21 protein-coding genes and 1 riboswitch are annotated in these 24,573 nt (G+C 52.7%); of the genes, 5 read left to right on the top strand and 16 right to left on the bottom strand.

Annotated elements, in window-relative coordinates; genetic code table 11:
* Positions 1–68: 68 nt before the first annotated feature.
* The 6 genes from WKI47_RS23535 to WKI47_RS23510 form a co-directional block, all read right to left on the bottom strand.
* Entirely contained in the window at positions 69–728 is a 660-nt protein-coding gene (locus tag WKI47_RS23535; RefSeq protein WP_340229611.1) for a response regulator transcription factor, read from the bottom strand.
* On the bottom strand, positions 640–1,764 hold the full coding sequence (locus WKI47_RS23530) for a sensor histidine kinase (RefSeq protein ID WP_340229610.1): 1,125 nt from the start codon (positions 1,762–1,764) through the stop codon (positions 640–642). The genes WKI47_RS23535 and WKI47_RS23530 overlap by 89 nt, the downstream gene beginning before the upstream one ends.
* A gap of 12 nt (positions 1,765–1,776) precedes the next feature.
* Positions 1,777–3,075 (bottom strand): cell wall-active antibiotics response protein LiaF, encoded by a 1,299-nt coding sequence (liaF, locus tag WKI47_RS23525; protein WP_340229609.1) that lies wholly within the window; start codon positions 3,073–3,075, stop codon positions 1,777–1,779.
* Positions 3,076–3,202: 127 nt separating this feature from the next.
* Positions 3,203–3,403 carry a hypothetical protein gene (locus WKI47_RS23520; RefSeq protein WP_340229608.1) on the bottom strand — a complete coding sequence of 67 codons (201 nt, stop codon included), beginning with the start codon at positions 3,401–3,403 and terminating at the stop codon, positions 3,203–3,205.
* Between the two features lie 237 nt (positions 3,404–3,640).
* Positions 3,641–5,578, bottom strand: coding sequence for a threonine--tRNA ligase (gene thrS, locus WKI47_RS23515; protein WP_172241880.1), 1,938 nt, complete (start codon positions 5,576–5,578; stop codon positions 3,641–3,643).
* A 679-nt stretch (positions 5,579–6,257) separates the two neighbouring features.
* Positions 6,258–6,956, bottom strand: a complete 699-nt coding sequence (locus tag WKI47_RS23510) for an HAD family hydrolase (RefSeq protein WP_340229606.1) — start codon at positions 6,954–6,956, stop codon at positions 6,258–6,260.
* Positions 6,957–7,147: 191 nt separating this feature from the next.
* On the opposite strand from WKI47_RS23510, the gene WKI47_RS23505 reads away from it, so the two are divergent.
* The 4 genes from WKI47_RS23505 (at position 7,148) to WKI47_RS23490 (ending at position 12,236) form a co-directional block, all read left to right on the top strand.
* A complete protein-coding gene (locus WKI47_RS23505; protein WP_340229605.1) occupies positions 7,148–8,965 on the top strand; it encodes a S9 family peptidase in 1,818 nt (605 codons plus the stop codon).
* Positions 8,966–9,216: 251 nt separating this feature from the next.
* Positions 9,217–10,185, top strand: a complete 969-nt coding sequence (locus tag WKI47_RS23500) for an iron-hydroxamate ABC transporter substrate-binding protein (protein ID WP_340229604.1) — start codon at positions 9,217–9,219, stop codon at positions 10,183–10,185.
* 9 nt (positions 10,186–10,194) lie between these two features.
* Positions 10,195–11,214 carry an iron ABC transporter permease gene (locus tag WKI47_RS23495; RefSeq protein ID WP_340229603.1) on the top strand — a complete coding sequence of 340 codons (1,020 nt, stop codon included), beginning with the start codon at positions 10,195–10,197 and terminating at the stop codon, positions 11,212–11,214.
* On the top strand, positions 11,211–12,236 hold the full coding sequence (locus WKI47_RS23490) for an iron ABC transporter permease (RefSeq protein ID WP_340229602.1): 1,026 nt from the start codon (positions 11,211–11,213) through the stop codon (positions 12,234–12,236). The genes WKI47_RS23495 and WKI47_RS23490 overlap by 4 nt, the downstream gene beginning before the upstream one ends.
* 78 nt (positions 12,237–12,314) lie before the next feature.
* Here WKI47_RS23490 and mqnC read toward each other — a convergent pair whose 3' ends face one another.
* The 8 genes from mqnC to WKI47_RS23450 form a co-directional block, all read right to left on the bottom strand.
* Positions 12,315–13,451, bottom strand: coding sequence for a cyclic dehypoxanthinyl futalosine synthase (mqnC, locus tag WKI47_RS23485; RefSeq protein WP_340229601.1), 1,137 nt, complete (start codon positions 13,449–13,451; stop codon positions 12,315–12,317).
* A gap of 274 nt (positions 13,452–13,725) precedes the next feature.
* On the bottom strand, positions 13,726–14,088 hold the full coding sequence (locus tag WKI47_RS23480) for a DUF1304 domain-containing protein (RefSeq protein ID WP_340229600.1): 363 nt from the start codon (positions 14,086–14,088) through the stop codon (positions 13,726–13,728).
* A gap of 85 nt (positions 14,089–14,173) precedes the next feature.
* Positions 14,174–15,460 (bottom strand): trans-sulfuration enzyme family protein, encoded by a 1,287-nt coding sequence (locus tag WKI47_RS23475; RefSeq protein ID WP_340229599.1) that lies wholly within the window; start codon positions 15,458–15,460, stop codon positions 14,174–14,176.
* Position 15,461: 1 nt separating this feature from the next.
* Complete coding sequence (locus WKI47_RS23470; RefSeq protein ID WP_340229598.1) at positions 15,462–16,646, bottom strand: aminotransferase class I/II-fold pyridoxal phosphate-dependent enzyme; 1,185 nt, start codon at positions 16,644–16,646, stop codon at positions 15,462–15,464.
* A gap of 272 nt (positions 16,647–16,918) precedes the next feature.
* A complete protein-coding gene (gene metA, locus WKI47_RS23465) occupies positions 16,919–17,872 on the bottom strand; it encodes a homoserine O-acetyltransferase MetA (RefSeq protein ID WP_340229597.1) in 954 nt (317 codons plus the stop codon).
* A gap of 627 nt (positions 17,873–18,499) precedes the next feature.
* Positions 18,500–18,610: riboswitch (SAM riboswitch) on the bottom strand.
* A 233-nt stretch (positions 18,611–18,843) separates the two neighbouring features.
* Positions 18,844–20,331, bottom strand: a complete 1,488-nt coding sequence (locus tag WKI47_RS23460; protein ID WP_340229596.1) for a M56 family metallopeptidase — start codon at positions 20,329–20,331, stop codon at positions 18,844–18,846.
* Positions 20,332–20,341: 10 nt separating this feature from the next.
* Positions 20,342–20,707: a BlaI/MecI/CopY family transcriptional regulator gene (locus WKI47_RS23455; RefSeq protein WP_340229595.1), complete on the bottom strand. Its 366-nt coding sequence runs from the start codon at positions 20,705–20,707 to the stop codon at positions 20,342–20,344.
* Between the two features lie 94 nt (positions 20,708–20,801).
* On the bottom strand, positions 20,802–21,155 hold the full coding sequence (locus WKI47_RS23450) for a hypothetical protein (RefSeq protein WP_340229594.1): 354 nt from the start codon (positions 21,153–21,155) through the stop codon (positions 20,802–20,804).
* A 419-nt stretch (positions 21,156–21,574) separates the two neighbouring features.
* On the opposite strand from WKI47_RS23450, the gene corA reads away from it, so the two are divergent.
* Positions 21,575–22,516 carry a magnesium/cobalt transporter CorA gene (corA, locus tag WKI47_RS23445; RefSeq protein WP_340229593.1) on the top strand — a complete coding sequence of 314 codons (942 nt, stop codon included), beginning with the start codon at positions 21,575–21,577 and terminating at the stop codon, positions 22,514–22,516.
* A gap of 113 nt (positions 22,517–22,629) precedes the next feature.
* On the opposite strand, the gene WKI47_RS23440 is transcribed toward corA, so the two are convergent.
* Positions 22,630–23,763 carry an HRDC domain-containing protein gene (locus tag WKI47_RS23440; protein WP_340229592.1) on the bottom strand — a complete coding sequence of 378 codons (1,134 nt, stop codon included), beginning with the start codon at positions 23,761–23,763 and terminating at the stop codon, positions 22,630–22,632.
* Positions 23,764–23,912: 149 nt separating this feature from the next.
* Positions 23,913–24,572 (bottom strand): MOSC domain-containing protein, encoded by a 660-nt coding sequence (locus WKI47_RS23435; RefSeq protein ID WP_340229591.1) that lies wholly within the window; start codon positions 24,570–24,572, stop codon positions 23,913–23,915.
* Position 24,573: the final 1 nt, after the last annotated feature.

Below are 24,573 nucleotides of genomic sequence, written 5' to 3'. Positions count from 1 at the left end.
CAGCTGGCGGATAGTGCCGTTCGGGAGAGCTGTGTACGTGCCGGATAATTCCATGCCTCATCCTTCTTTTACGAACGAATCATGCCTTGTCGGTGCGCATAGATCGCAAGCTGCGTCCGGTCTTCCAGTTCACACTTCATCAATAGGTTGCTGACGTGCGTTTTGACGGTTTTGATACTGATATGTAATTCTTCGCCGATTTCTTTGTTGCCCATGCCTTCCGCGATCAGCAGCAGCACTTCTTTTTCCCGTTCGGTCAGCGGGGAGGAATCGGCTTCGACGGTACGTTGGCGGATGCCGCGGGTCAAGGCTTGGGAGACGTCTCCGGTCATGACCGGCATGCCCCGGAACGCGCCTTTTAACGCATAGATCAACTCTTCCGCCGTAACGGTCTTGAGCACGTAGCTCACCGCCCCGGCTTCGATCGCTTCCATAACGAGCTTGTCTTCCAGGAAGCTGGTCAACATGACGACGCGCACCGCCGGGAACTCGGAGACGACGACGCGCGTGGCTTCCGTTCCGTTCATTTCCGGCATCATCATATCCATCAGGATCAGATCCGGCATTTCGCCGCCTTCGGCAGAAATGGCGCGCAAGCGTTCGATGACCTCCAGGCCGTTGCTCGCTTCTCCGATCACGTCAAATCCGGGCTCCAGCATCAAGTACGTCTTCAGCCCCATTCTCACCATGTCGTGATCGTCCGCCAGCAGGATCTTGATCTTGTCCATGCTCTTCCACTGCCTTTCCTTCTGTGAATTTTGGAATATGTACGCGAATCGTGGTTCCGGCTCCGGGTCTTGAAATAATCTCTGCCCGGCCGCCCAACTTCTCCGCTCGTTCTCGCATGGTCATCAAGCCGTACGAACCTTGTTTTTGCGTCGCGCTTCCGGAAAACCCTTTGCCGTCGTCGCTGATCGACAGCAGCACCTGACGCTCGTTCTCCCGCAGCGACAAGCTGACGATTCCGGCCTGCGCGTGTTTGACGATGTTCGCCATCGCTTCTTGCACAATTAGGAACAGCTGCTGCTCGATCGCTTCGGACAGTCCTTCGCACAGCTCGACATCTTTTACACCCTTCAATCCGTTCTGGATGCAATAGTCGGGGAACCAGCGGTCCAAAGCAGCGGGCAGGTCGATTCCTTCCAGTTCAACCGGGCGCAATTGCGCGATCAGCGCACGCATCTGCTTCTGGGCCAGATTCGACATCTGGATCAGCTGCTGCATCACCTGAACGGAGGCATCCGGGTTAAGCTCCAACACTTTGGGCAGCGAAGCGGCAGACATATGGATCGCGAAAAGCTGCTGGCTGACCGAATCGTGCAGATCGCGCGCCATCCGGCGACGTTCTTCGCGCACCGCGTTCTCGACCAATTGCTCCTTGCCGATGGCTTCGCTTTCGCCGAGCTTTTGCAGCAATTTGGTCTTGGTCTCGATCGAATCCATCATGACGTTGAACTCGCCGTATACGCGGGCAAAAGACTGGTCGTCCGTATCACCGAGGCGAAGCGCCAGATTGCCTTGCGACACCTGGAGCATCGTGTAATGCAGCACGTCGATCCGCCGCTGAATCCGACGCCCCGCCATATAACCGGTCACGACAGCCACCAAAACGGTCGCAAGCAAATAAAACACCCAGATTCGCGGCGGAACAACCTGTACGAACCCGTACAGGCTGAACCAATACAGCAAAGCGGCGAGAATCCCGCCGCTTAACAGAAAGTAAAACATAAGCTCCCACTTCGTATTTTTCAGTAGATTTCCCATAACCGCCCGCCTTTACCCTACGATATTTACGTTGACGTCCGAGATGAACGAGCTGACGTTAATCTTGATCCGTTTCGCGCAATCGTCATAGTTCCGCGTTTCGTCTATGCCGCCGACCATACCGCTTCGTCTGTTGCCCAGTACGTTATGATCGCCCAGAAACGAGCTTGTGTGTACTTTGACTCCGACTTCAGGATCGTTTGGCATATAGATCACGACATCTCCGATAAAACTCGATACATTGATTCTCGTTGTTCCGTAGGAAATCTGTGCTTTGGTCAGGTCGATTACCGTATCTCCGATAAAATGGGAAACGTTCAGCGGCTTGAGCCGGAAATAATCCCTACCGATATAGTAGTCTCCGATAAAGCTCGACTCGTTAACGGTCTTGTCTTTTTTTTCTTTGTCCGCTTTCTGGCGCGCTTTGCGCATCTGTTCACGGTCATAACCGCCATAAGCGTGTCTACTATCTTCGTCGCAGTGGTCGTAAAACCTTCCGTCATCCGAAAAATCTTCCGGGAACGGATCTTTTTCCAGCGAAACGGTGCCGGGCTTTTGCTTGTTCGGCTCGTGATTCATCGACTTTTTAAAATCCTTCATCGCGCTGTCGACTTCACTTTTCACTTCGTCCGCAATCCGGGAAAAGTCGATCTTGCGCACCTGATCGGCGGTCTGTCTTCCGATCTCACGAGCCATATCCCCGATCTTCTGGAATTCGGACCCGTTGCCCGAACGATTTTCCGGATCTTCCCGATCGAATTCACGATGGGACTCCGGCTTCCATTCATAACGTTTGCTTTCACTTTTACGCTCATGCTTAGGCTCGCTCTTCGGTTCGTCTTTATCCAAGTTCACGAACATGCGATCCAGCGGCGATTCCAACGGCTCGATAGGAGCTGGCGGAATCGGCGGTTGAGGGTTGTGGTTACTGCCCGTATGCGAAAAATCATCAGGTCCTTCCGGGCGGGGAGACGGATATTCCGGAACGCGCTTCGGTTTGATCAACGTGTAAATACCGATCGTGATCAGTCCGGCCGGAATCAGGAATTTGAAAAACTCACCTGTGCTAAGATCGGTAATTCCGAGGTTGCGGGCCTGAAAATATCCGCCGATCGCGATCAAAATCAGATGACCGACTATGCTTGAACTATGCTTTTTGGCATTCATTAGCTGCGAAAGTCCGGCAACAATCAGAAGGGTCGGCCAGAATGTCCGAATCAAATCTCCAATGCCGTAACTGATATAACCGAGTTGGTAGGCCAGAAAAATACCGCCGATCGCAATCAGCCATATGGCTCCGCTCTTCTTCATCACGTTCTCCTCCTTGTATGTGGGACCGGGAACTGTTCTACTCTTACATTCAGTCTACCGTAAGCTTGATTTAAGCAAAAGCGGCCCAAGAATGAAACCCGTCTCGGTCTTGAGACCGAGACGGGTATTATAATCGAATACGAATAGAATCGATGGCCAAAGATTCGTTCAAGCCTTGCTTGAATTCGGTTCGGCCCGAACGTTTCCAGTCTTCGCCGAGCCGAGGCATGATTCCTGCCGCCCACCTTTGGCGCTCTTTCCGTGCCCCTTGTCCGAACAGTCGACCGTAAGCTTCTTTAAGTAGTTTCTTCACCTTGTGTTTTCTCATATCCCGCGCCTCCCCTTCGTTTTTTCCAGTATGTGCGAAAAAGCGATTTCTCTTAAGCGGCGCGGGAATGATTTGCTGTTCCGGCTTGAGAGCGAACTTCTTTCCCGCCTTCAGCCTTGCCTTTCTCCGTCTGGCGACCGATGCCCAAGCTTACGGATACCCGAAGCGCCGATCTGTGCGCCGCAACAGCACGTCAAAAAGCCGCTCCCACGTAAGGAACGGCTTGATTTTAACAGATTAGATCTTGCGGGTTTGAATCTCTTCTTTTAACAAAGCAATCACTTCGTCCAGCGGTTTCGCGCCCAGATCGCCTTCGCCGCGCTTACGTACGGATACGCCGCCGGCTTCTTTCTCGTTTTCGCCGACCACGAACATGTACGGCGCTTTTTCCAGTTGCGCTTCGCGGATCTTGTAGCCCAGCTTCTCGTTGCGCACGTCCGTTTCGACGCGGATGCCGGCTTCTCTCAAGCGATCTGCCACTTGCTCCGCGTATTCGCTGTAGTTGCCCGAGACCGGAATGATTTTGGCTTGCATCGGCGACAGCCAAAGCGGCAGGTTGCCCGCGAAGTTCTCCAGCAGGAACGCGGTGAAACGCTCCATCGTGCTGATGATACCGCGGTGGATCACGACCGGACGGTGCTTTTGACCATCATCGCCGATGTATTCCAGTTCGAAGCGCTCAGGCAGCAGAAAGTCGAGTTGTGCGGTCGACAACGTTTCTTCTTTGCCCAGTGCCGTTTTGATCTGCACGTCGAGCTTCGGTCCGTAGAACGCCGCTTCGCCTTCCGCTTCGTAGAATGGCAATTCCAGTTCTTCGACGACTTCGCGCAGCATGCGTTGGGACATTTCCCACATTTCGTCGTTTTGGAAATACTTTTCGGTATCCTGAGGATCGCGGTACGACAACCGGAAACGGTAGCTGTCGATGCCGAAGTCTTCGTAAACTTTGGCGATCAGCTTCACGACGCGGCCGAATTCTTCCTTAATCTGATCCGGACGGCAGAAGATATGCGCGTCGTTCAGTGTCATTGCACGTACACGGTGGAAGCCGGTCAGTGCGCCGGACATTTCGTAACGGTGCATCAAGCCCAGCTCGGCAATCCGGATCGGCAGTTCGCGGTAGCTGTGCATGTCGCTTTTATAGACCATCATATGGTGAGGACAGTTCATCGGACGCAACACGAGCGATTCGTTGTCCAACTCCATCGGCGGGAACATGTCTTCTTGATAATGCTCCCAGTGCCCCGACGTTTTGTACAACTCGACGTTACCCATAACCGGCGTGTACACGTGTTGGTAGCCCAGGCTTTCTTCCAGATCCACGATGTAACGCTCCAGCGTACGGCGCAGTTTGGCACCGTTTGGCAACCAGATCGGCAGACCTTGACCGACCAGGTTGTTAAACGTGAACATTTTCAGGTCTTTGCCTAATTTGCGGTGGTCGCGCTTTTTCGCTTCTTCGAGGAAATGCAAATGCTCGTCCAGCTCGGCTTTTTTGAAAAAGGCCGTGCCGTAAATGCGTTGCAGCATTTTGTTTTTGCTGTCGCCGCGCCAGTAAGCACCCGCCACGCTCAGCAGTTTGAAAATTTTGAGCTTGCCTGTCGAAGGCACGTGAGGCCCGCGGCACAGGTCGAAAAATTCGCCTTGATCGTAGATCGTGATCGCGGAATCTTCCGGCAACGCTTCGATCAGCTCGATCTTATACGGATCGCCCAGCTCGCCGAAAATTTTCAGCGCTTCTTCGCGGCTCACTTCGCGACGCGTGATTGGCAGGTTTTCACCCACGATACGTTCCATTTCTTTCTCGATCTTTTGCAGGTCTTCCGGGTTGAGGCCGTGTTCGAGATCCATATCATAGTAGAAACCTTCTTCGATCACAGGACCGATGCCCAGTTTTACTTCATTTGTACCGAACAAACGACGTACCGCCTGCGCAGTCAGGTGAGCGGTACTATGACGAACCACTTCAAGACCTTCCGGCGAGCCGGGCATGACGATTTCGATTTGCGCGCCGTTTTCGAGCGGAGTGCTCAGATCGACGACGATTCCGTTTTGTTTGCCTGCAAGCGCGTTTTTACGCAGGCTGCTGCTGATCGATGCGGCAACGTCCTCGATAGTGCTGCCTGCTTCGTATTCCCGAACAGAGCCGTCCGGCAGGCTGATAGAGATAGCCATGATGATAATTCCTCCTTTGATTTTGAAAAAAGCAAGTACGGAATCGGCACGCAAAAAACGCCCGTCCCGCGAAGGGACGAGCGTTATACCCGTGGTTCCACCCTGATTCGGCCCGGTTCCGCCATGCGTTCGATCTCGTTGATCCTGGCGGGACAAAAAGCCCTCATTGAGCACGTCAATAACGGAAGTGCGGTTCCGGCGTGATCTACTGCTCGGCTCTACGATTCGCGAATGCGATGATCGGAGGCGGAAGTTCGAAAACGCAGCTCGAAAGGGGTAAATGCAGGCCGGTCCGGAGGAAATTGCAGCCGAGGTTTCCTCTCTCTGGAGCGGTGCCGTGTGCCGGCATCCATGTCTTTGTCGTCGCTTTTGCTGCTGTTCATTATAAGCTGCAACGGGGGGAAGCGTCAAGAGTGATGGTTGTGGTGGGAAAAGTTACGTTGGTGCGGGAAGCGAGAAGACTGCGAGAGAAATTCAGTTCAATTCGCTGTCTCACTCGGAAAAGGGATTGGATTTGAATAAGGAGTTTTCCGAGTTCAAAGGCGTCTTGAACTGAATTTCTCTCTTCGTCTTCTCGCTTCTAGTTACGTTGGATTTTCTGGATAGGGGTGTAGGAAAGATTAGAACCGTTTTTGGGAATTCATCGCACGGAGCGTCGTATTTTGAAAAATTTAGCGGATTACAGTTTTAGGAGCTTTTTCAAATCGCCGATGGTATCGATCACGGCGTCGGCGGTTTGTAGTTCGTTCTCTTCCCCGAATTCGGAACGGACGCCGACGACGGGGATTCCGGCTTTTCTGGCGGCGTCGACGTCGGATTTTCGGTCGCCGACCATGAGCACTTGGGAAGTGTCGAGTCCGCTTTGGCGAAGCAGCTCGCGCAGGACGTCGCTTTTTTGTTCGGCGTTTACGCTTCCTGCGCATAACGGATAAGTAATCACTTTTTTCAGGCCGTCTTGGGCAAGCACGCGTTCCAGGTAACCTTCGCCGCAATTGCTGGCCGTCGCCAGATCGTAACGGTCGGCCAAAGATTTCAAAAGTTCGGCTACGCCGGGAAGAGCAAACGACTGAGCATCCATCTTTTTCCGAAGCAGCTCATTGTGCCGTTCTTTATACTGGTCCGCCCGGTCGTCCGGGATTTCGGAGGCCAACGTATTCCAGGCTTCGTCGCCGATCATACCGAATGTCGAGTATATTTCGTCTTTGGTAGGCTGCTTTTTGGCGTCTCCGTTATGGATAGCTTCGCTGAACACTTCGTGATTCACGTCCAGCATCGCTTGCGAGGTGTCGATCAATGTTCCGTCCAGGTCAAACGCGATCACTTTGATCTGCGCTGCGTCGAATGGGATAGGAGTTTTTTGGGAATGGATTTGAGTCATGTTCGCGCCCTCCTGAGCTTTTTTATAGGGTAGAAATAGAATATGTTCATTCTTTCTTATACCCGATTCCGCTCTTTTCTCTCCCCGTTTCCTTAAATACAGGCAGGATTTCGGAAACAATTAGCGAATAGATAGACATGTACGACCTGCGTTACTCATTCAAGGCTACCGGCCGACACAAGGAGGATTCCATGCTATCGTTCAAAAAACCTGATGTCGAGCAGTTCTTCCGTACGTTCGCGATCGAGACTTTCGCGGTCAGCCCGGACGAAGGACAGCTTGTGTTCAGCACCAACCTCAGCGGAAAGTTTGATCTGTGGGCCATGGATCTTCCGAACGCTTTTCCGTATCCGCTTACTTTTAACGGACAGAGCTGCCATGCCGTCAAGTACGACAAACGCGGACGTTTTCTCGTAGTCGGATTCGACAAGGACGGCGACGAGAATTCACAGCTTTACGCGCTTCAGCCGCAAGGCGGGGAACTGCTTCCGCTCTGCGTAAAAGAAGGCCACCGGCATATGAGTCCGATCTTGTCGGAAGACGGCAAACGCCTCTATTATACGTCCACCAAAGAAGATGCGACGTACCTGAGCGCTCTTTGCTGCGACCTGACCACGGGGCAGGAAGTCTCGGTGCTGCAAGGCTCCGGCGATGCTTCCGTCTTTTTGACCGATGTCAGTCCGAAAGAAGAATATCTGGTATACAGCAAGCATTTTGCCAACACGTACGCGCCTGCTTTCATTTGCTTCGGAGATAAACACGTCTCGCTCGACCCGGAAGCCGAAGGCGAGTATACCGTTTCGGATAGCGTGTTTACCGGAGACGCTGAGCTGCATTTCCTGACTAACGCAGGCGGCGATTTCACGTATTTGGCCCGCTTTGATATCGAGACGGAGACCAAGACCCAATTGCTTGATGTGGAAGGCGTCGATTTCACCTCGATCACCTATGACAAGGAACGCAAGCTGCTGTACTTAACGGCCAGCAAAGGCGTTTCCGATTATTTGTATACGTATGATCTGGAATCCGGCTCCCTTGGCGGCATTCCGCTTCCTGTAGATACGCTTGCCTCAATCCATGTCGCGGAAAGCGGCAATCTGTATATTCTCGGACGAAGCTCGGTAAGCCCGACCAATATTTTCAAAAAGGAACGGTTTTCCGAGGAATGGACGCGCTGCACGAACTATGGCGTACCCGGCATCGCAGAATCGGAGTTGATTCGTCCCGAAGTGCTGACCTATCCGTCGTTCGACGGTCTGGAGATCGAATCGCTGTTCTTCCGGGCAACCGAAGAAACGTCCAACGGACATACCATTTTGTGGCCGCACGGCGGACCTCAAGCAGCGGAGCGTCTGGGCTTCCGCTCGCTGTTCCAATTCCTCGTCAGTCGCGGCTTCAACATCTTCGCGCCGAACTTCCGGGGTTCAACGGGCTATGGCCTATCGTTCTGCAAGCTGGTCGAAGGTGATTGGGGCGACGGCCCGAGATTGGACAATATCGCGGGACTGGATTGGATCGTGGAAAACGGCTACGCCGAGCGCGACAAACTGCTGCTGATGGGCGGAAGCTTCGGCGGATACATGGCACTTCTGCTGCACGGACGCCATGCCGATTACTTCAAAGCCGTTGTCGATATCTTCGGACCGAGCGATCTGTTCTCGTTCATCGAATCGGTGCCGGAACATTGGAAACCGGTCATGAACAAGTGGGTCGGCGACCCTGTAGCGGACAAGGACAAGCTCACCGCGTTCTCGCCGATCACTTACCTGGATGGGATGACCAAGCCGATGCTTGTTATTCAGGGCGCCAACGATCCCCGCGTCGTCAAAGCCGAATCCGACCAGATCGTCAAAGCTTTGAACGAAAAAGGTGCGAACGTCGAATATATCGTGCTCGAAGACGAAGGTCACGGATTCTCGAAAAAAGAAAACGAAATGCGGGTTTACCGCGCCGTGCTGGAATTCCTGGAGAAAGCGATCAAGGAACAGCCTGCAAGCGTTCAAGCCTGACTTTCGTTCATGATTTTTTTCAGCTTATAGACTCGCTTTCTTGCCGTCGATTCGGCAGGGGAGCGAGTCTTTTCCTTTTCATTGCAAATTCTCCGCCACTGCCTACGTCTTTTGAGCTGTATAGCCGGATCATCATTTTACCTACTTCCCCTATTGACAAAGTGTCTAAGCCACCGTAATGTTGGGATATTGCGCTTGAGTGATAACGATTATCGTTGTCAACTCGACATTATTCCAAGGGAGTGTATATCATGAAAAAACTGCTTTTGCCTCTTTTATTCACCATGCTTCTTATCCTCAGCGCTTGCGGCAACCAGGCGAGCACGCCGACTGCAAGCAGCAATGCTTCTACCGAGACGACCGCAACTACAGAACCTGCGGCTGACACGACAGCCGAAGCCGCTACAGGTACCGTTACATACGAATCGGAAAACGGACCGATCGAAGTTCCCGCCAATCCGCAGCGCGTAGTCGACCTGTCGAGCTATACGGGTAGCTTGCTCAAGTTCGGCGTTCCGGTTGTCGGTGTCGACCAATGGACCAAAGCCAACCCGAATTTCGCAGAGCAACTGAAAGACGTGGAGCAAGTATCCGCGGACGACGTGGAAAAAATCATCGAACTGCAACCGGATCTGATCATCGCTTCGAGCGACGTGAAAAATGCGGACAAGCTGAAGCAAATCGCTCCGCTCGTCACGTACACCTACAACAAAGTCGACTATCTGACTCAAATCGAAGAAGTGGCTAAAGCCGTTAACAAAGGCGAAGAAGGCGCAGCCTGGGTTGCCGACTTCAAAGCCCAAGCTCAAGCTGCCGGCGAAGAAATCAAAGCCAAAATCGGCGAAGACAAAACCGTTACCGTTATGGAAGGCGACGCTAAAGCCCTCTACATCTTCGGCGATGCTTGGGGTCGCGGCACCGAAATCCTGTATCAAGCCATGGGTCTGAAAATGCCGGAGAAAGTCAAAGAAGTCACTTCGTCGCAAGGCTATTACGATCTGTCGCTCGAAGTATTGCCTGAATACCTGGGCGATTATGTCATCTTCAGCAAAACGCTTGCCGGAGACAACTCCTTCCAAGAAACCGATACGTACAAAAACATTCCGGCAGTGAAAGAAGGCCACGTCTACGAAGTCGATGCTACGGGCTTCTACTTCAACGATGCGTTGTCGCTGGAATACCAACTCGATTTCTTCAAAAAATCGTTCCTGGGCGAGTAAGTTTGCGGGATGAAAAAGTCCGCTTTGCCTAGCCTGCTTCGTTCCTTTCCGGTTAAGCTGCTGGCGTCCGTACTGCTACTTCTCGCCGTATTCGTCGGCGCGATTCTGGTGGGCGCCAAAAGCGTTTCTTTCTCGGATATTTGGTTGGCCGTTACCCATCCAAGCGTATCCAACGATGATATTTCGGTCATTCGGGAGCTTCGTCTTCCGCGGGAGATCGGCGCGTTGCTAGTCGGTGCCGCGTTAGCCGTCTCGGGTGCCATTATGCAGGGACTGACCCGTAACCCGCTCGCCGATCCCGGATTGCTTGGCATTACGGCAGGCGCGAATGCGGCGCTGGCCGTGGTGTTCGCTTTTCTTCCGGCTGCGGGTTACTTCAGCGTCATGGTCGCCTGCTTTATCGGAGCGGCTGTCGGCGTAATGTTTGTTTTCGGCATACTGGCTTTGCGCGGCAAAACGCTGTCACCGCTGCGTATGGTGCTGGCCGGCGCGGCCGTATCCGCGCTGCTGACCGCACTCGCGGAAGCGATCAGCCTGGAGTTCAAAATCTCGAAAAGCGTATCCATGTGGACCTCGGGCGGCCTGATCGGCACGACCTGGGGCCAGCTCATGATCATCACGCCTGTCATTCTGGTCGGTATTCTGGTAGCCGTTCTGCTTTCGCGCCAGCTGACCATTATGAGTCTGAACGAATCAACGGCAGTTGGCCTGGGGCTAAATACGGGCTGGATCAAGCTCGTGCTCTGCATCGTGGTTACGCTGCTTGCAGGTGCCGCCGTATCGCTGGTCGGCAATCTGGCTTTTGTCGGTTTGATGATTCCGCATCTGGTTCGCGTCTTCACGGGAACCGATTATCGGACCGTTCTTCCGCTTTCCGCAATCTTCGGCGCCATGTTCATGGTCGGTGCGGATACGTTGGGACGGATGCTTAATGCGCCGCTCGAAACGCCGGTTGCGGCAATCGTCGCGGTACTGGGACTGCCTTTCTTCCTGTTCATTGTGCGTAAAGGAGGAAAGTCGCTGTCATGAAGCCTGTATCCAAAAAACTCTCCTTACTGCAAAAACCGCAGTGGGTCGCCATGCTGCTTATCGTATTGATTCTGGTTACGCTTGTCGTTAGCTTGGGTCACGGCTCATCGACCGTGTCGTTCGATCGCATCTTGCCGACGCTATTCGGCCAAGGAACGTTCAAAGATGAATTCGTGCTGTTTTCTATTCGGCTACCGCGCATTTTGATCACCCTGCTGGCCGGGATGGCTTTGGCTCTATCAGGCTCGATTCTTCAAGGAATCACTCGCAATGAACTGGCGGATCCGGGCATCGTCGGGATTAACTCCGGCGCGGGCGTAGGCGTCGCGATCTTTTTCCTGTTCGCTCCGCTTGAAGTCGGAACCTTCGTGTATCTGCTGCCCGTCGTGGCTTTTGCCAGTGCGCTGATTACAGCCACCTTGATCTACTTGTTCGCGTACAAACGAGGCGAAGGCGTGCAGCCGCTGAAAATGATTCTAACCGGCGTCGGCTTTTCCACGGCGTTGTCCGGTGTCATGATCGTACTCATTTCTTCGGTTGACCGGGTAAAAGTAGACTTCATTGCGACCTGGTTGGCCGGGAATATCTGGGGAACCGATTGGCCATTCGTGCTTGCTCTGCTTCCGTGGTTGATCGTGCTGGTTCCGTACGCGCTGTTCAAGTCCAAAGCGTTGAACTTGCTGTCGTTAGGCGAATCGTCGGCGGTAGGCGCAGGCGTCACGGTGCAAAAAGACCGTATTTTGCTGCTGCTCGCCGCCGTGGCTCTTGCCGCTTCGGCCGTCTCCGTGACAGGCGGGATCGCGTTTATCGGCCTGATGGCTCCGCATATCGCCAGAGGGATGGTCGGTCCGGCGCATCAGCGTTTTATGCCGATCTCCGTACTGGTGGGCGGCTGGCTTCTGCTGCTCGCCGATACCATCGGCCGAAACCTGGGAGACTCCGACGGTATCGCGGCGGGTATTATCGTTGCCTTTATCGGAGCGCCTTACTTCCTGTATCTGCTTTTGAAAAAACCGAGTTAAGCAACAGGCTGTATATTCCAAAAAGAAAAATCCCGATGCGGTAGGCATCGGGATTTTTGCGTTTGAATCGATAAGCCTCTAGTTTTGCATAATGAAATCGCGTTGTACTTTGGCATTCTCGTCATCGAACACTTTAAGCAGATTATATTTGGTATCGCGCTGCGCTGGGATCTTGCCTGCCGCACGGATAATTTCCAACGTCTGCTCAATGTTAACCTTATGCGTCGTGCCCGCAGCGGAAACGACGTTTTCTTCCATCATGGTGCTGCCGAAGTCGTCGCAACCGTATTGAAGCGACATCTTGCCGACTTCAGGTCCCATCGTCACCCACGAAGATTGGAAGTGCTTGATATTGTCGATGAAAATACGGCTGATCGCCACATTTTTCAGGTATTGCTCCGGAGTTTGCTTTTCCACCTTCATGTTTGTGTTATCCGGTTGGAATGTCCAGGAGATAAACGCCAGGAACCCTTCGGAGTCATAGCCGTTCTGGATACATTCGTCTTGCGCGTCGCGCACGCGAAGCATATGCAGCGCACGCTCTTCGTACGTCTCGCCAAAGCCGATGACCATCGTTGCCGTCGTATTCATGCCGATCTTGTGCGCCGTCTGCATGACGTCCATCCAATCGCGCCAAGAGCCTTTCAGGCGGCTGATTTTGCGTCGTGTACGGTCGTCGAGAATTTCTCCCCCGCCGCCCGGCAACGAATCGAGTCCGGCTTCGTGGATCGCGCGAATGGTATCTTCCATCGACATGCCCGACAACTTCTGCATTTTCATGATCTCGGCCGGAGAAAACGAGTGCATCGTGATATCCGGGAAATGCTGTTTGATCTTGCGCAGGATATCCAGGTAGTATTGGAAAGGCAGATCCGGATTGACCCCACCCTGCATCAGGATTTCCGTTCCCCCGACATCTTGGGTCTCCTGGATCTTTTGCAAAATCACTTCATCGGACAATACGTAGCCCTCTGCCGAACCCGGACGACGGTAGAACGCGCAGAAGCGGCAAAATACGTCGCACACATTCGTATAGTTAACGTTACGTCCAATAACGAAAGTCGTAATTGGCTCGGGGTTTTTGCGAATCATCAATTCATTTGCGACCCGGCCCAGCTTCTCGACGTCATCCGATTCGTACAGGGCGATTGCGTCCTCTACGCTCAAACGTCCTCCGTTTAAAGCTTTCTCCAATATTTCATCAACCGCACTCATTGCATGCAGCCTCCTTTGTGAAAATAAGTTCAAATGAAGTTGATATGATACGTTTGGCTGTACTGCAAATTCTCTATTAATCCTATCACACTTCACATAAGATTTAAATATTTGTGAACGTTACACGACTTACAAAAAAGAAAAATCGACCCGCTGGCAGCTTGTCTCACTCCAATGCAGGTTTCGTAATCCTTCATTAAGAGTGAGACAAGCCCGAGCGAGCCGACTTTACTTGATGATGCGGTGTTCCTGCTTTTCCGTCCGTCTGATCGGACTACGCAAGCAGCACCGCTATCAATGCGATCAATGCCGGAACGGTCTGAACGAACAGAATCTTGACCTTGGCTGTCGCTGCGCCGTAAATCCCCGCGACCATGACACAAGCCAGGAAGAAGATTTGAATATGCGACGCTGCTTCTGCATTCGGATAGAGCAAACCAAAGATCAATCCGGCTGCGAGAAAACCGTTATACAGGCCTTGATTGCCTGCAAGCGATACCGTCATATCCGCAAATTTTTGCTCCAACCCGAAAGCTTTCATGCCGCGAGGCTTATTCCACATGAACATCTCCAATACGAGGATATACACATGCAGAAGCGCAATAACTGCGACAAGGATGTTGGCTACCCATTCCATCGATTTCCCTCTTTTCGTCCAAGGTGTGTAACTGTGTTCTCTATTGTAGCAGAAAAAGCAGCTTACTCCCTTTATCCGAACAAAGTCAGTCCTCCAAAGCCTGTTCCAGATCGGCAATCAAGTCGTCGATATTCTCCAAGCCGACCGAGAAGCGCAGCAAACCGTCTCCGATGCCCCGTTCCAGACGAACTTCGCGCGGCATTGCTGCATGCGACATCATCGGCGGGTACGACAGGATGCTCTCTACCGCGCCGAGGCTAACCGCTACCAGCGGCAGCTTCACTTTGTTGAGCAGGCGCTTGGCGCGGTCTTCCGAGCCTACGTCGAACGATACGACCGCGCCGTAGCCCGTGGATTGCTTTTCATGGATTTCGCGCCCCGGATGATCGGACAAGCCCGGATAGTAGACCGACGTAATATCATCCCGTTCCGACAGCCATTTCGCCAGCTTGCGCGCGCTCAATTCGCTGCGTTCCATCCGCGCGCCGAGCGTTTTGATGCCGCGGATCAGCAGCCAGCTATCTTGCGGCCCCAACACCGTACCCAGACCGTTTTGCAACTTTTTCAACTGCGTAGCCAGCTCTGGAGTGCGTGCAACCGCAAGTCCCGCCAATACGTCGCTATGTCCGCCGAGGAATTTGGTCGCGCTGTGCAAAATGATATCAACGCCTTGTTCGATCGGACGCTGGTAATACGGTGTCATGAACGTGTTGTCGACCAGCGTCAACAGATCATGTTCTTTGGCCCAAGCTGTCACTGCGCCAAGATCGGTAATCTTCAGCGTAGGATTGGACGGAGTTTCCATGAATACGCCTTTGGTGTTTGGACGCAATGCGGCTTTCACTTGCTCCAGATCGGTCATATCGACAAACGTCGTCTCGATATTCATCCGGCTCAGGATCGTTGTCAGCAAACGGTACGTTCCGCCGTAGACATCCTCGGTGACGATCAAGTGATCGCCTGCCGAGAAGATCATGAGCGCCGCCGAGATCGCCGCCATGCCGGATGCGAACGCATAACCGCCCGCGCCGCCTTCGAGCAGCGAGATATAATCTTCGAGCGCTTGGCGCGTCGGGCTGCCCGAACGGCTGTAGTCATATTGCGGCGGATCGTAAATATCGAAATGGTGGAACGTCGACGCCTGATAGATCGGCACGCTGGACGCGCCTGTTGTCGGGTCGATCTCCGCGCCGAAATGGATCAGCTTGGTATCGAAATGACGGCCTTTGAGCGCTTCCGCGGCTTCTTCGGGCGTTTGAAGCTGGGAAGGCGCATGTTCGGTTCCTTCCGGCGTGCGTCCTTGCGGTTGAGCCGTTTTTTCCGTACCGGTCTTCAAGCTTTCTTCCCGGGTTTCGTTGTGCTCGTTACTCATATCAGGCTTTCGCTCCTTCCGTCTCGCGCAATGCCGCTTGCAACGCTCCGTCGATATCGGCAATCAGATCGTCGATATGCTCGATGCCGACCGAGAAGCGCAGCAGCTTGTCGTCCACGCCGATCGCATCGCGGATATCCTGCGGAATATCGGCATGCGTTTGGATCGACGGATAGGTCATCAGCGACTCCACGCCGCCCAGACTTTCCGCGAACGCGACGACTTGGATATGGCTCAGAATCGGCTCGATCCAGCGCGCGTCTTTGACTTTGAACGAGAAGATGCCCGTATTTCCGCTTGACTGGCGATTTTGGATCTCATGCCCCGGATGTTCCGGCAGTCCCGGGTGATAGACATTTTCGATCTGAGGATGGGTTTGCAGGAAACGGGCCATCGCAAGCGAGTTGCTTTCGTGGCGTTCCATCCGCAATGCCAGCGTCTTCATTCCGCGCATTAATTGGTAAGAATCGGTCGGGCTAAGTACCGCGCCGATCGAGTTATGCAGGAAAAACATTTCTTCGGACAATTCTTGGCCTTTGGTCACGATCAAGCCTGCCAGAACGTCGTTATGGCCGCCCAGATATTTGGTTGCGCTGTGCACGACGATATCGGCGCCAAGTTCGATCGGACGTTGGAAAAACGGCGTGAGCAGCGTGTTGTCGACAATCGTCAAAATGCCATGCGGCTTGGCCCAGTCGGCTACGGCTTTAATATCGGTTACCATCATGAGCGGGTTGGTCGGCGTCTCGATGAACACGGCTTTGGTGTTGGGCGTGCGCAGCTTCTCGATGCCTTCGAGATCATTGGTATCGACGTAAGACGCCGTGATGCCGAATCTGGACAGAATGCGTTCAAGCAAACGATACGTTCCGCCGTACAGATCGAGCGACACAATCAGGTGGTCACCTTGGCTGAACAGAGCGAAGATCGTTTGCAGTGCAGCCATGCCGGAGCTACATGCAAAGCCGGCGTCACCCGATTCAAGCTTCGCCGACGCTTCTTCCAGCACGGCGCGGGTCGGATTCTTCGTGCGTGTATAGTCAAAGCCTGTGCTGCGGCCCAGTCCCGGGTGACGATAAGCGGTGGAATGATAGATCGGGAAAGTCACTCCGCCTGTCTGTGGGTCTTCGAGGGAACCGATCTGAGCCAATGCGCTTTCGATTTTGAGCTGTCTTTCGTCCTTCATGTTCATTCCTCCTAAAGGGTGGGTGAGCGCCTGGGTTGGGCTGCCGGCAAGTTCCTATTCGTATTGCTTCGCTGGAGGCTGCGGGAGAAATTCGTTCAAGGCGCTGTCTCACTCTGAAAACTGGATTGGATTTAAATAAGGAAGTTTTCCGAGTTCAAAGGCGTCTTTCACCGAATTTCTCCCTCCGCCTGGCGCTTCGCTTACGCTAGAAACTTTTCGACAGACGGACTTCGGCGGGATGGGATGTAGGTAAAAAGAGTTAAAATATCTTTTTAGATGCCTGCGCCGTAGTCGCTGAATTCGGCTTCTTTGGATTGGTCGACCTGGTCGAAAGGCGTTTCTTGGTAGACGTAGTAGTTCAGCCAGTTGGAGAACAAAAGATTGGCGTGGGCTCTCCATGAAGACAATGGCTTTTTGGTTGGGTCATCACCCGGGAAATAATTTTTCGGAACGGCAACGTCCAGGCCTTTGGCGATATCGCGGTCGTATTCCCATTTGAGCGAGAACGGATCGTATTCGGAATGGCCGGTGGCGAAGATTTGTTTGCCGTCTTTGGTTGCGACGAGGTAGACGCCGGCTTCTTCGGATTCGGCCAGGATCTCCAATTCCTCGCTGCGCAGAATGTCTTCGCGCTGCACGTCGGTATGGCGGGAGTGCGGAACATAGAAGGATTCGTCGAATCCGCGCAGCAGTTGGACATTGGTTTTGTTCATCGTATGCGGGAATACCCCGAAGCATTTTTCAGCCAAAGGAATTTTGCTCACGCCGAAATGATGGTACAGTCCTGCCTGCGAGGCCCAACAGATGTGCATGGTCGACGTGACGTTCTTTTTGGTCCACTCGAAAATCTCGCGAATCTCGTCCCAGTAGCTGACTTCTTCGAATTCAAGCTGCTCGACCGGCGCGCCGGTAATGATCATGCCGTCAAAACGCTTATGCTTGATTTCGTCGAAGGTTTTGTAAAACGTATTGAGGTATTCTTCCGACGTGTTTTTGGATGTATGCGAGCTTGGGTAAAGCAAAACGACGTCGACTTGCAGCGGGGTGTTGCCGATCAAACGCAGCAACTGCGTTTCGGTTGTTTCTTTGGTCGGCATCAAGTTCAAAATCGCAATGCGCAGCGGACGGATATCCTGGCTATATGCTCGGCTCTCGTCCATGACGAAGATATTCTCCTTCAACAGTACTTCCATAGCCGGCAGATTGTCAGGCACTTTAATCGGCATCTCGCATTCACTCCTTTTTGTTTTTTTTGACTTGAATGTAGCGTTGATCTATCAGGCATTCGGCAGCCGAAGCACCTTTCGAATGTACAAATGGGTACAAAAAAGACCTTTTCCGGGCAAGCCGAGAAAGGTCTATAGAAAGCTAGCGCCTCTCTCATCTGTCAGTTACCGTGAATGCGAAGAACGACTAAGGATGTTGGCTTAAACAAAACGTTAACAACAAGTCGGTTACGGCTCAACGTTTCTGTGAAGATCGATCCCGTAGGCGCGCTATGACGCTTGCCTGGGATTTCACAGGGATAAAGCTTTGAACGTTGACCCATACGACCGGCGTTGAACGGCTTGTGCCTCACCTTAATTCGCATGGTTTCCAGAGTACGGGAGGGTTGAGCGTTTGGAGGTACATTCGGATATGGGCGTTACGTCGTCGTGACGATAAATGCTGTCGGCTCGCTAGTCGCTTGCCTCGGATCGCACTATGACAACCTTAATGACGCCCATGCGAATAACTCTTAACGACTCGTATCTCGTCTTGGATCGCATGGTTCTTCCATGACGATAGATACTGTATGACTCGTATCTCGTCTTGGATCGCATGGTTCTTCCATGACGATAGACACTGTATGACTCGTATCTCGTCATGGATCGCATGGTAACTGCAAGAATTAGCACCGTACGACAGGGTCGCCGGTTGCCGGGTTTCATCGGGCTAGTCCCTCCACCTGCTCTTGATAAGATTCCACTTTTCGACCGGCGTGCGAACGCCGGAGGAAGTATTCAATTGTCGGGTTCCAGCTTGCGCCGGAAGAACTTTAGATCAATTATACACGAAATCGGTATTCAGGCAAGAAGCAGCTTATACAGGAATTAAGCATTTTTTTGCACATATTCGTGAATAAAGATACTGGCGTATACACAAAAAGCCCGTATGCTCACACATTCGGGCTTTTCGGTATAGCTGACGGGCTTTGTTATTTTTTTTCGACGGGCAATACAAAGTTCGCTTCATGGAGTTTCAACGCCGAATCGTAATGGCCTACGCTCAGTTGAATGGTTTTAGGACTATTTCCGAAAATGTATGCCCAAGCGGCTCCTTTTACCGACTGTCCGGGTTTTACACTACGGATGCTGTCCATTCCTGCGTAGTGGAACGGGCCCGGGTTACCGCTCGCCCAGTTATTTGCGTTGAGCGCGTCGCTAACGGAGAAGTTTGCTTTGGAGAAGGCCAGTCCCGTATTTATGCCGTCTTCAAAGTTTGCACTGTCGTCGAAGCCGAGATTGGTGTAGCTGTAATTGATCGCCACATAGTGTCCCGCGTATCCTTCCGCCTTGGCTTCAGCCGAGTTTTTGACTGCAACTTCCTTGACAGCATCCACTTTGAACGACCATTCGCCATCTACCGTCCAGCTTTGTCCAATCTGATACGCTTGTTGCCGGGGTTCGCTGCGTACAGATACCGGATCGGTGATTTGGGCAGAGACCGAAGAAACGGCGAACGCCGTGCTTACGATTCCGACTGCTGCGCATGCAGCGAGAATGCTTTTGAATGTGCTTTTTTTCAATTTCATAATATGTTTGATCCTTTCTTCAGTAGGAGATTGATTGAAATGATTCAGCGGCGACAGCCTCGATGCTTTGCGTTCTTCCATATGAATCAGCGTTCGCGCATAACCGGCTTTACATGCGTAATCCTGACTGCGAACGACGGCGCGATCACAGCAAAGCTCCAAATCCCGATTCGCCAACACATACATCAGCCAGACCAAAGGATTGTACCAATGCACGCATAACGCCAGCAGTAAAAGCATTTTGACCCCAGCATCCAGCCTGCGGACGTGCATGTACTCGTGTGCCAAAACATAATCCACCCGTTCGTGATCCGTCCAATCCGTGTGCAGGGGAAGCACGATTACCGGACGGAAAATGCCATACGTCAACGGAGATTCGGCATAGCCGCTTTGAACGATACGCACTTTCCGCCACAAAGAGCGACGCTCGGTCCATTTCTCCGTATGCTCGTTCGAAACGGACTTGGCCGGAGCGAAACGAACATACCAACGAATGTAAACGGCGACAGCGAGCAGCACCAGCAGAGCGGAAACCAGCATTCGCAGCGTCGGCCAAAGCTCCGCCAACACCTCCAATCCTTCCCGCCAAGCCACATGTGCGCCCGGCGAAACGTTCTGCACCTCCGCAACGGCCTGCATACTTTTTCCTGCCACTGCGGACGAGCCTTGGTTTCCTGTATCCCATGCGCCTTCCCAATGACTCATGCGCTGCTCCAGTTCTGAAGACACAGGCAATGAAAATAACGGAACGGGCAGCATCAGCCGAACCCAGACCAATGCCCATAACCAAGCGAAGGTCTGCGCGGGAAGCCGATGAATGCCTGTTTTTCGTACAGCGGCCACCATGATGATCATAACGGCGGCAGCCAAATCCATTTGCAGCATGCTCATGTCGGATTCCTCACTTATCCATATCGTCGACCATCTTTTTCAGTCGATCGATCTGGTCGTTGGACAGTTCTTTTTTACCGAGCAGCGATGCAAAAAGCTTATTTACCGATCCGTCAAAAATCTTGTCGACCAGATCGCGTGTCCCTTGCCGCTGCGCTTCCTCCTGCGAGACAAGTGCCCGGCACATAAAGTTTGGCTCCGAGCGCTCGATCGCCCCTTTTTTGATACAGCGCTTAATCAGCGTATACGTCGTGTTGACATTCCATCCGTAGCGCTCTTCCAACTCACCGGCAACCTGCCGCGCGGGCGACTCTCCCCATTCCCAAAGCACCGCCATCACCTTAAGCTCCGAGTCCACCAGATTGGGCTTGTCCATTGTTGCCTCCTTCATAAGACAGTTGTCGTTTACAAACTCATAATACAATTGTCTTATCGAAAAATCCAATGACAATCTCGTAACTGTAAAAGACTTACTGCTGACCTTCCCGTATCCTGTTCATCCAGGGCAAAACTTCGCTCTCAATTCTGGACATGCAACGATGCAGCTCTGCCCGCAATGTCTCTTCACAATCATAATCAAACCATTCTTCATAAGGCCGATTCATCCACAGATCCACTTCCGAACGAGGACGGCGCACGGCAAAGTTGATATTCATTCGCCTTGAACGATGCCCGTCTTTTTGAGTCGCTTCCGTGAGTAATTCCACCTTTTCCACAAAGCCGTCGATCTGGCGCTGCAAATACCATCTGGGCCACTTCCCCTTATGTTCAAATCCTTGTAGTACCAAGGTTTCACGGATAATCTTCGCTGCCTGGGTCGCCATACTGTTCGCTTCCTTTCCGCTCTCGATCTTTTTCTACATTTTAACGTTCTTGAAGCCGATAGTGTAAGCAGAAACCTTCACAAACAAAGCCTTGAAAGCCCTCAGGGCGCAAGGTATACTTAACGAGGGTTTTATGAAAACAATATGGAAAGCAAGAGGTGAATTTCAGATGGACGGCGACCCGAGGCCCAAGCGTAAGAGAACGCAGACTCTAGTGCAACAGCAGAAAAAACGGCCAATCGGCGCAGTGCCTCCAATTCTGGACATTCGCTGACAGCGGCCTTTCCTGGCGACTGATTGCTTCAGCCGTGTCGGGACGACGCACGCTTCTTCGCGCCGGCCTGTTTTTTCCTGCGTTCTCCCGCAAATTCGAGACTATTTTTGGACGACCGATGTCCCATTTCGAAGGAGTGAACGGCATGAAAATCCGGCATGTAAAAAACGGCGTTTTTACGCTTATTGAAAATGAGAACCTGGCTGAAACTTTAAATGCACCCGAAGAAGGCTTTTACTGGATCGATGCCGACCTTGACGATATTACGTTGCTGCAAGTCACATTCGGCATGCATGATCTGGCTGTCGAAGATATGCTCGGCGAGGAAGAACAGCGGCCGAAGATCGAAATTTATGAAAATCACTATTTCACCGTCGTCAACAGCATCCGCTTCGACAACGAAGAAATCTTTATGCGTGCGCTCAACATTTTTCTGGGACGGCATTTCGTTATTACCGTTACCCGGCAGAAGATTCACGAACTGCGTACGGTCAAGCCGATCATGTGGGAAGAGGAAGTCAATACGCCCGACCGCTTCATGTATCTGCTGATCGACCGCGTCGTCGACAATTTCTTCGCGGTCGGCGACCGGATCGAAGACCAGATCGAACAGCTCGAAGAAGACATTCTGATGAATACCAAACGTACGCATCTGAACGATATCATCGGTCTGCGCGCGGAAATCCTGTGGCTCAAAAAGGTACTGGTGCCGCAGCGCGAGGTCATCAATATCCTGAATAAGAAAGACCTGCGCCTGATCGACGACGAACTGCAAAAATATTTCAGCGACATTTACGAAAATACAGTCAAAGTCTCCGAAGCTTTCGATACGTACCGCGACCTGATGGGCAACCTTCGAGAAGCTTATCAGTCCAGTATCTCCAACCGCGCGAACGAGATCATGAAAGTCTTTACCGTGATTACGACGATCTTCATGCCGCTCACCGTGGTAACGGGCATTTACGGAATGAACTTTGATCATATGCCGGAGCTGCACTGGACCTATGGCTATCCGATGGTACTCGGCCTGATGGTTGTACTGGGCCTGACGATGTATCTGTTGTTCCGCAAAAAAGGCTGGCTGTAACTCGTCAGTCATCCCATAAAAGTACGTAAAAAGACCGTTTCGAACTTCCTTTGCCGGGAGTCGGAAACGGTCTTTTTGGGTGTTATGCGGATCGCTGCGTATCGGCTGCGCGTTCAGTCCGACCCGGTCGCGCGCTGGGATTTGGAACGGTTTGCCGCAGTAGGCGCGATCACGATTTGCGGCGCCGACGCATCGGCCTCGCTACCGTTGGCCACAATGTCTGCCAGTTCGGCCGCAGCCGCCGTCCGCTCCGCTTCCCGACGGTAACGTATCCGCAGCAACCGAAGTTGTTCGTACAAAATATCTTGTCCCGGTTCGCTTGGCGGTTCTTCGCCGTATACTTTTTTCAAAACGGGCTTGAGAAACGTATCGCCCAGTTCGATGTACGCCTGCTTGATTGCCGATTGCTGTTCTTGCGGAACCAACTGAATCTCGTGTTCGATAATCGCTTCGAGCGAATAGCCGTTCTTTTCCAGAGACTCCATCATTTCGATCAGTTCCCGCCGCTCCAATCCGCTGTCCTGGCTGATCTGGGTCAACGAAATGCAGGCGCTCCCGGGAATCGTCGATTCAAGCAACAGACGGTTGGCGCGTACCCGCTCCGCTTCGCGTTTGAATTTGCGTTCTTTGCTTTTGTATGTCCAGGCTTCGAATTCTTCTTCGTCCAGACGATGTTCCACCCAATCCAGCGGGAATGAATGCTTGCGTTCGATCGGACGGGTATGTTCAAGGATCGCTTCGCCGTAACGGGTCACCGTGCTTTCGCCGATTCCCGGAAGTTCCCGAAGTTCTTCAAGCGTCTGCGGCAAAAAGGTTCCGATCAAGCGCAGCGCGCGGTTGGTAGCAATCAGATAAGGCGCGCGATGTTCTTCGGTCGCTCTCACGCGGCGCCAAGCGGCCAATCGCGCATACAACTCTTCATCGGCGCGCAATTCGCTGTAGCAGATCAGTTTCTGCGTATAACGCCCGCGTTGGCCGGATTCGAGAAATTCCTGAAACGTGTCACGAATGATCGGACGGTACCCTTCCGCCAACTTGGCCGCAAGCTTATGCCGGTATACGGCAAGCATCTCGTTCCACATATCGCCTTCGTACCAGGCTTCGCGCTCCTGCGTGTTCCGGCTGCCGTTGTCTTGTTCGCTCCAGCCACAGGTCCACAGCCCGCCTTCTTCTTCGATCCATACCTGCGCGCCGCCTACTTCATGCTCCCGTTCGATTTCCATTCGGTTCAAAAATACGATCGTCATCCCTATCCCTCACCTTATCGTAAAAATTTCAGCCGAAACGCAAAAAACACCCCTCCTACATGGACATGTAAGAGAGGTGCTTCCTCCGCGCTTGTATGCTGTTGTGTTCATCATACCCTTGATATGGAAGGTTCGTCAAGCTAAGTTGCTTAGGCTTCCGCTTCCAATGTAGCCAACCTTTTGACCAAGGAGCCGCGCCAGCCATCCGCCAGCTCGTCGATTGCCAGCAGACTGCGAATCGCTTCGGCATCGTCTTTCAGCTTGTACTTGATTTCATTGGCGCGCATGACGGTCATGCCTGCCGGGTGACGCTCCAATAGCTGTACCTGATCGCCTGCCTGAATCACGCCTTCTTTTAACACCCGGAAGTAAAAGCCGCTGTAGCCTGTGTCTTGCACTTGGGCAGGTAGCTCGGGAACGCCATAACGAACCGACAGTTTAAAGCACGGCTGTCGCGGCTGGCTCAACTGTACCACCGCTTCGCCGATCGCGAACGTATCGCCAATACAGAAATCTTCTTCGGCTCCGCCTTCGATCGACAGGTTTTCTCCAAACGCGCCCGGTCCCAGCTTAGGCAATACGCCATTTTCCCAAAAAGGAAAGCGATCCGTCGAATAGACGCATGCCGCTTTATCTACGCCGCCGTGATTTTTCAAGTCCGCTTGTCCGTCGCCTTCAAAGCCCAGCTTGCCCAAGTATACGGCTCCGTCTACGGGATATTTAAAAATACCGGTCTCGACTTCTTTTTTCCCGTTCGGCACTGCCTCAGGCAATCCGACGTTCACTGCGGCTATCCGTACGTCTTTCATT

The organism is Saccharibacillus sacchari (genome assembly GCF_037722395.1).
Taxonomy (GTDB): domain Bacteria; phylum Bacillota; class Bacilli; order Paenibacillales; family Paenibacillaceae; genus Saccharibacillus; species Saccharibacillus sacchari_A.
The sequence above is the reverse complement of the archived record's forward strand: the minus strand, read 5'-3'. Positions and strand labels throughout refer to the sequence as shown.

Coding starts and splice junctions, on each gene's coding strand:
- WKI47_RS23440 (WP_340229592.1), bottom strand. CDS start 23,763: ATGACGATCGTATTTTTGAACCGAATGGAAATCGAACGGGAGCATGAA.
- WKI47_RS23510 (WP_340229606.1), bottom strand. CDS start 6,956: ATGACTCAAATCCATTCCCAAAAAACTCCTATCCCATTCGACGCAGCG.
- thrS (WP_172241880.1), bottom strand. CDS start 5,578: ATGGCTATCTCTATCAGCCTGCCGGACGGCTCTGTTCGGGAATACGAA.
- WKI47_RS23490 (WP_340229602.1), top strand. CDS start 11,211: ATGAAGCCTGTATCCAAAAAACTCTCCTTACTGCAAAAACCGCAGTGG.
- WKI47_RS23470 (WP_340229598.1), bottom strand. CDS start 16,646: ATGAAGGACGAAAGACAGCTCAAAATCGAAAGCGCATTGGCTCAGATC.
- WKI47_RS23495 (WP_340229603.1), top strand. CDS start 10,195: ATGAAAAAGTCCGCTTTGCCTAGCCTGCTTCGTTCCTTTCCGGTTAAG.
- liaF (WP_340229609.1), bottom strand. CDS start 3,075: ATGAAGAAGAGCGGAGCCATATGGCTGATTGCGATCGGCGGTATTTTT.
- WKI47_RS23535 (WP_340229611.1), bottom strand. CDS start 728: ATGGACAAGATCAAGATCCTGCTGGCGGACGATCACGACATGGTGAGA.
- WKI47_RS23480 (WP_340229600.1), bottom strand. CDS start 14,088: ATGGAATGGGTAGCCAACATCCTTGTCGCAGTTATTGCGCTTCTGCAT.
- WKI47_RS23530 (WP_340229610.1), bottom strand. CDS start 1,764: ATGGGAAATCTACTGAAAAATACGAAGTGGGAGCTTATGTTTTACTTT.
- WKI47_RS23475 (WP_340229599.1), bottom strand. CDS start 15,460: ATGAGTAACGAGCACAACGAAACCCGGGAAGAAAGCTTGAAGACCGGT.
- WKI47_RS23455 (WP_340229595.1), bottom strand. CDS start 20,707: ATGGACAAGCCCAATCTGGTGGACTCGGAGCTTAAGGTGATGGCGGTG.
- metA (WP_340229597.1), bottom strand. CDS start 17,872: ATGCCGATTAAAGTGCCTGACAATCTGCCGGCTATGGAAGTACTGTTG.
- WKI47_RS23460 (WP_340229596.1), bottom strand. CDS start 20,331: ATGAGCATGCTGCAAATGGATTTGGCTGCCGCCGTTATGATCATCATG.
- WKI47_RS23520 (WP_340229608.1), bottom strand. CDS start 3,403: ATGAGAAAACACAAGGTGAAGAAACTACTTAAAGAAGCTTACGGTCGA.
- WKI47_RS23435 (WP_340229591.1), bottom strand. CDS start 24,572: ATGAAAGACGTACGGATAGCCGCAGTGAACGTCGGATTGCCTGAGGCA.
- WKI47_RS23505 (WP_340229605.1), top strand. CDS start 7,148: ATGCTATCGTTCAAAAAACCTGATGTCGAGCAGTTCTTCCGTACGTTC.
- WKI47_RS23450 (WP_340229594.1), bottom strand. CDS start 21,155: ATGGCGACCCAGGCAGCGAAGATTATCCGTGAAACCTTGGTACTACAA.
- WKI47_RS23500 (WP_340229604.1), top strand. CDS start 9,217: ATGAAAAAACTGCTTTTGCCTCTTTTATTCACCATGCTTCTTATCCTC.
- corA (WP_340229593.1), top strand. CDS start 21,575: ATGAAAATCCGGCATGTAAAAAACGGCGTTTTTACGCTTATTGAAAAT.
- mqnC (WP_340229601.1), bottom strand. CDS start 13,451: ATGAGTGCGGTTGATGAAATATTGGAGAAAGCTTTAAACGGAGGACGT.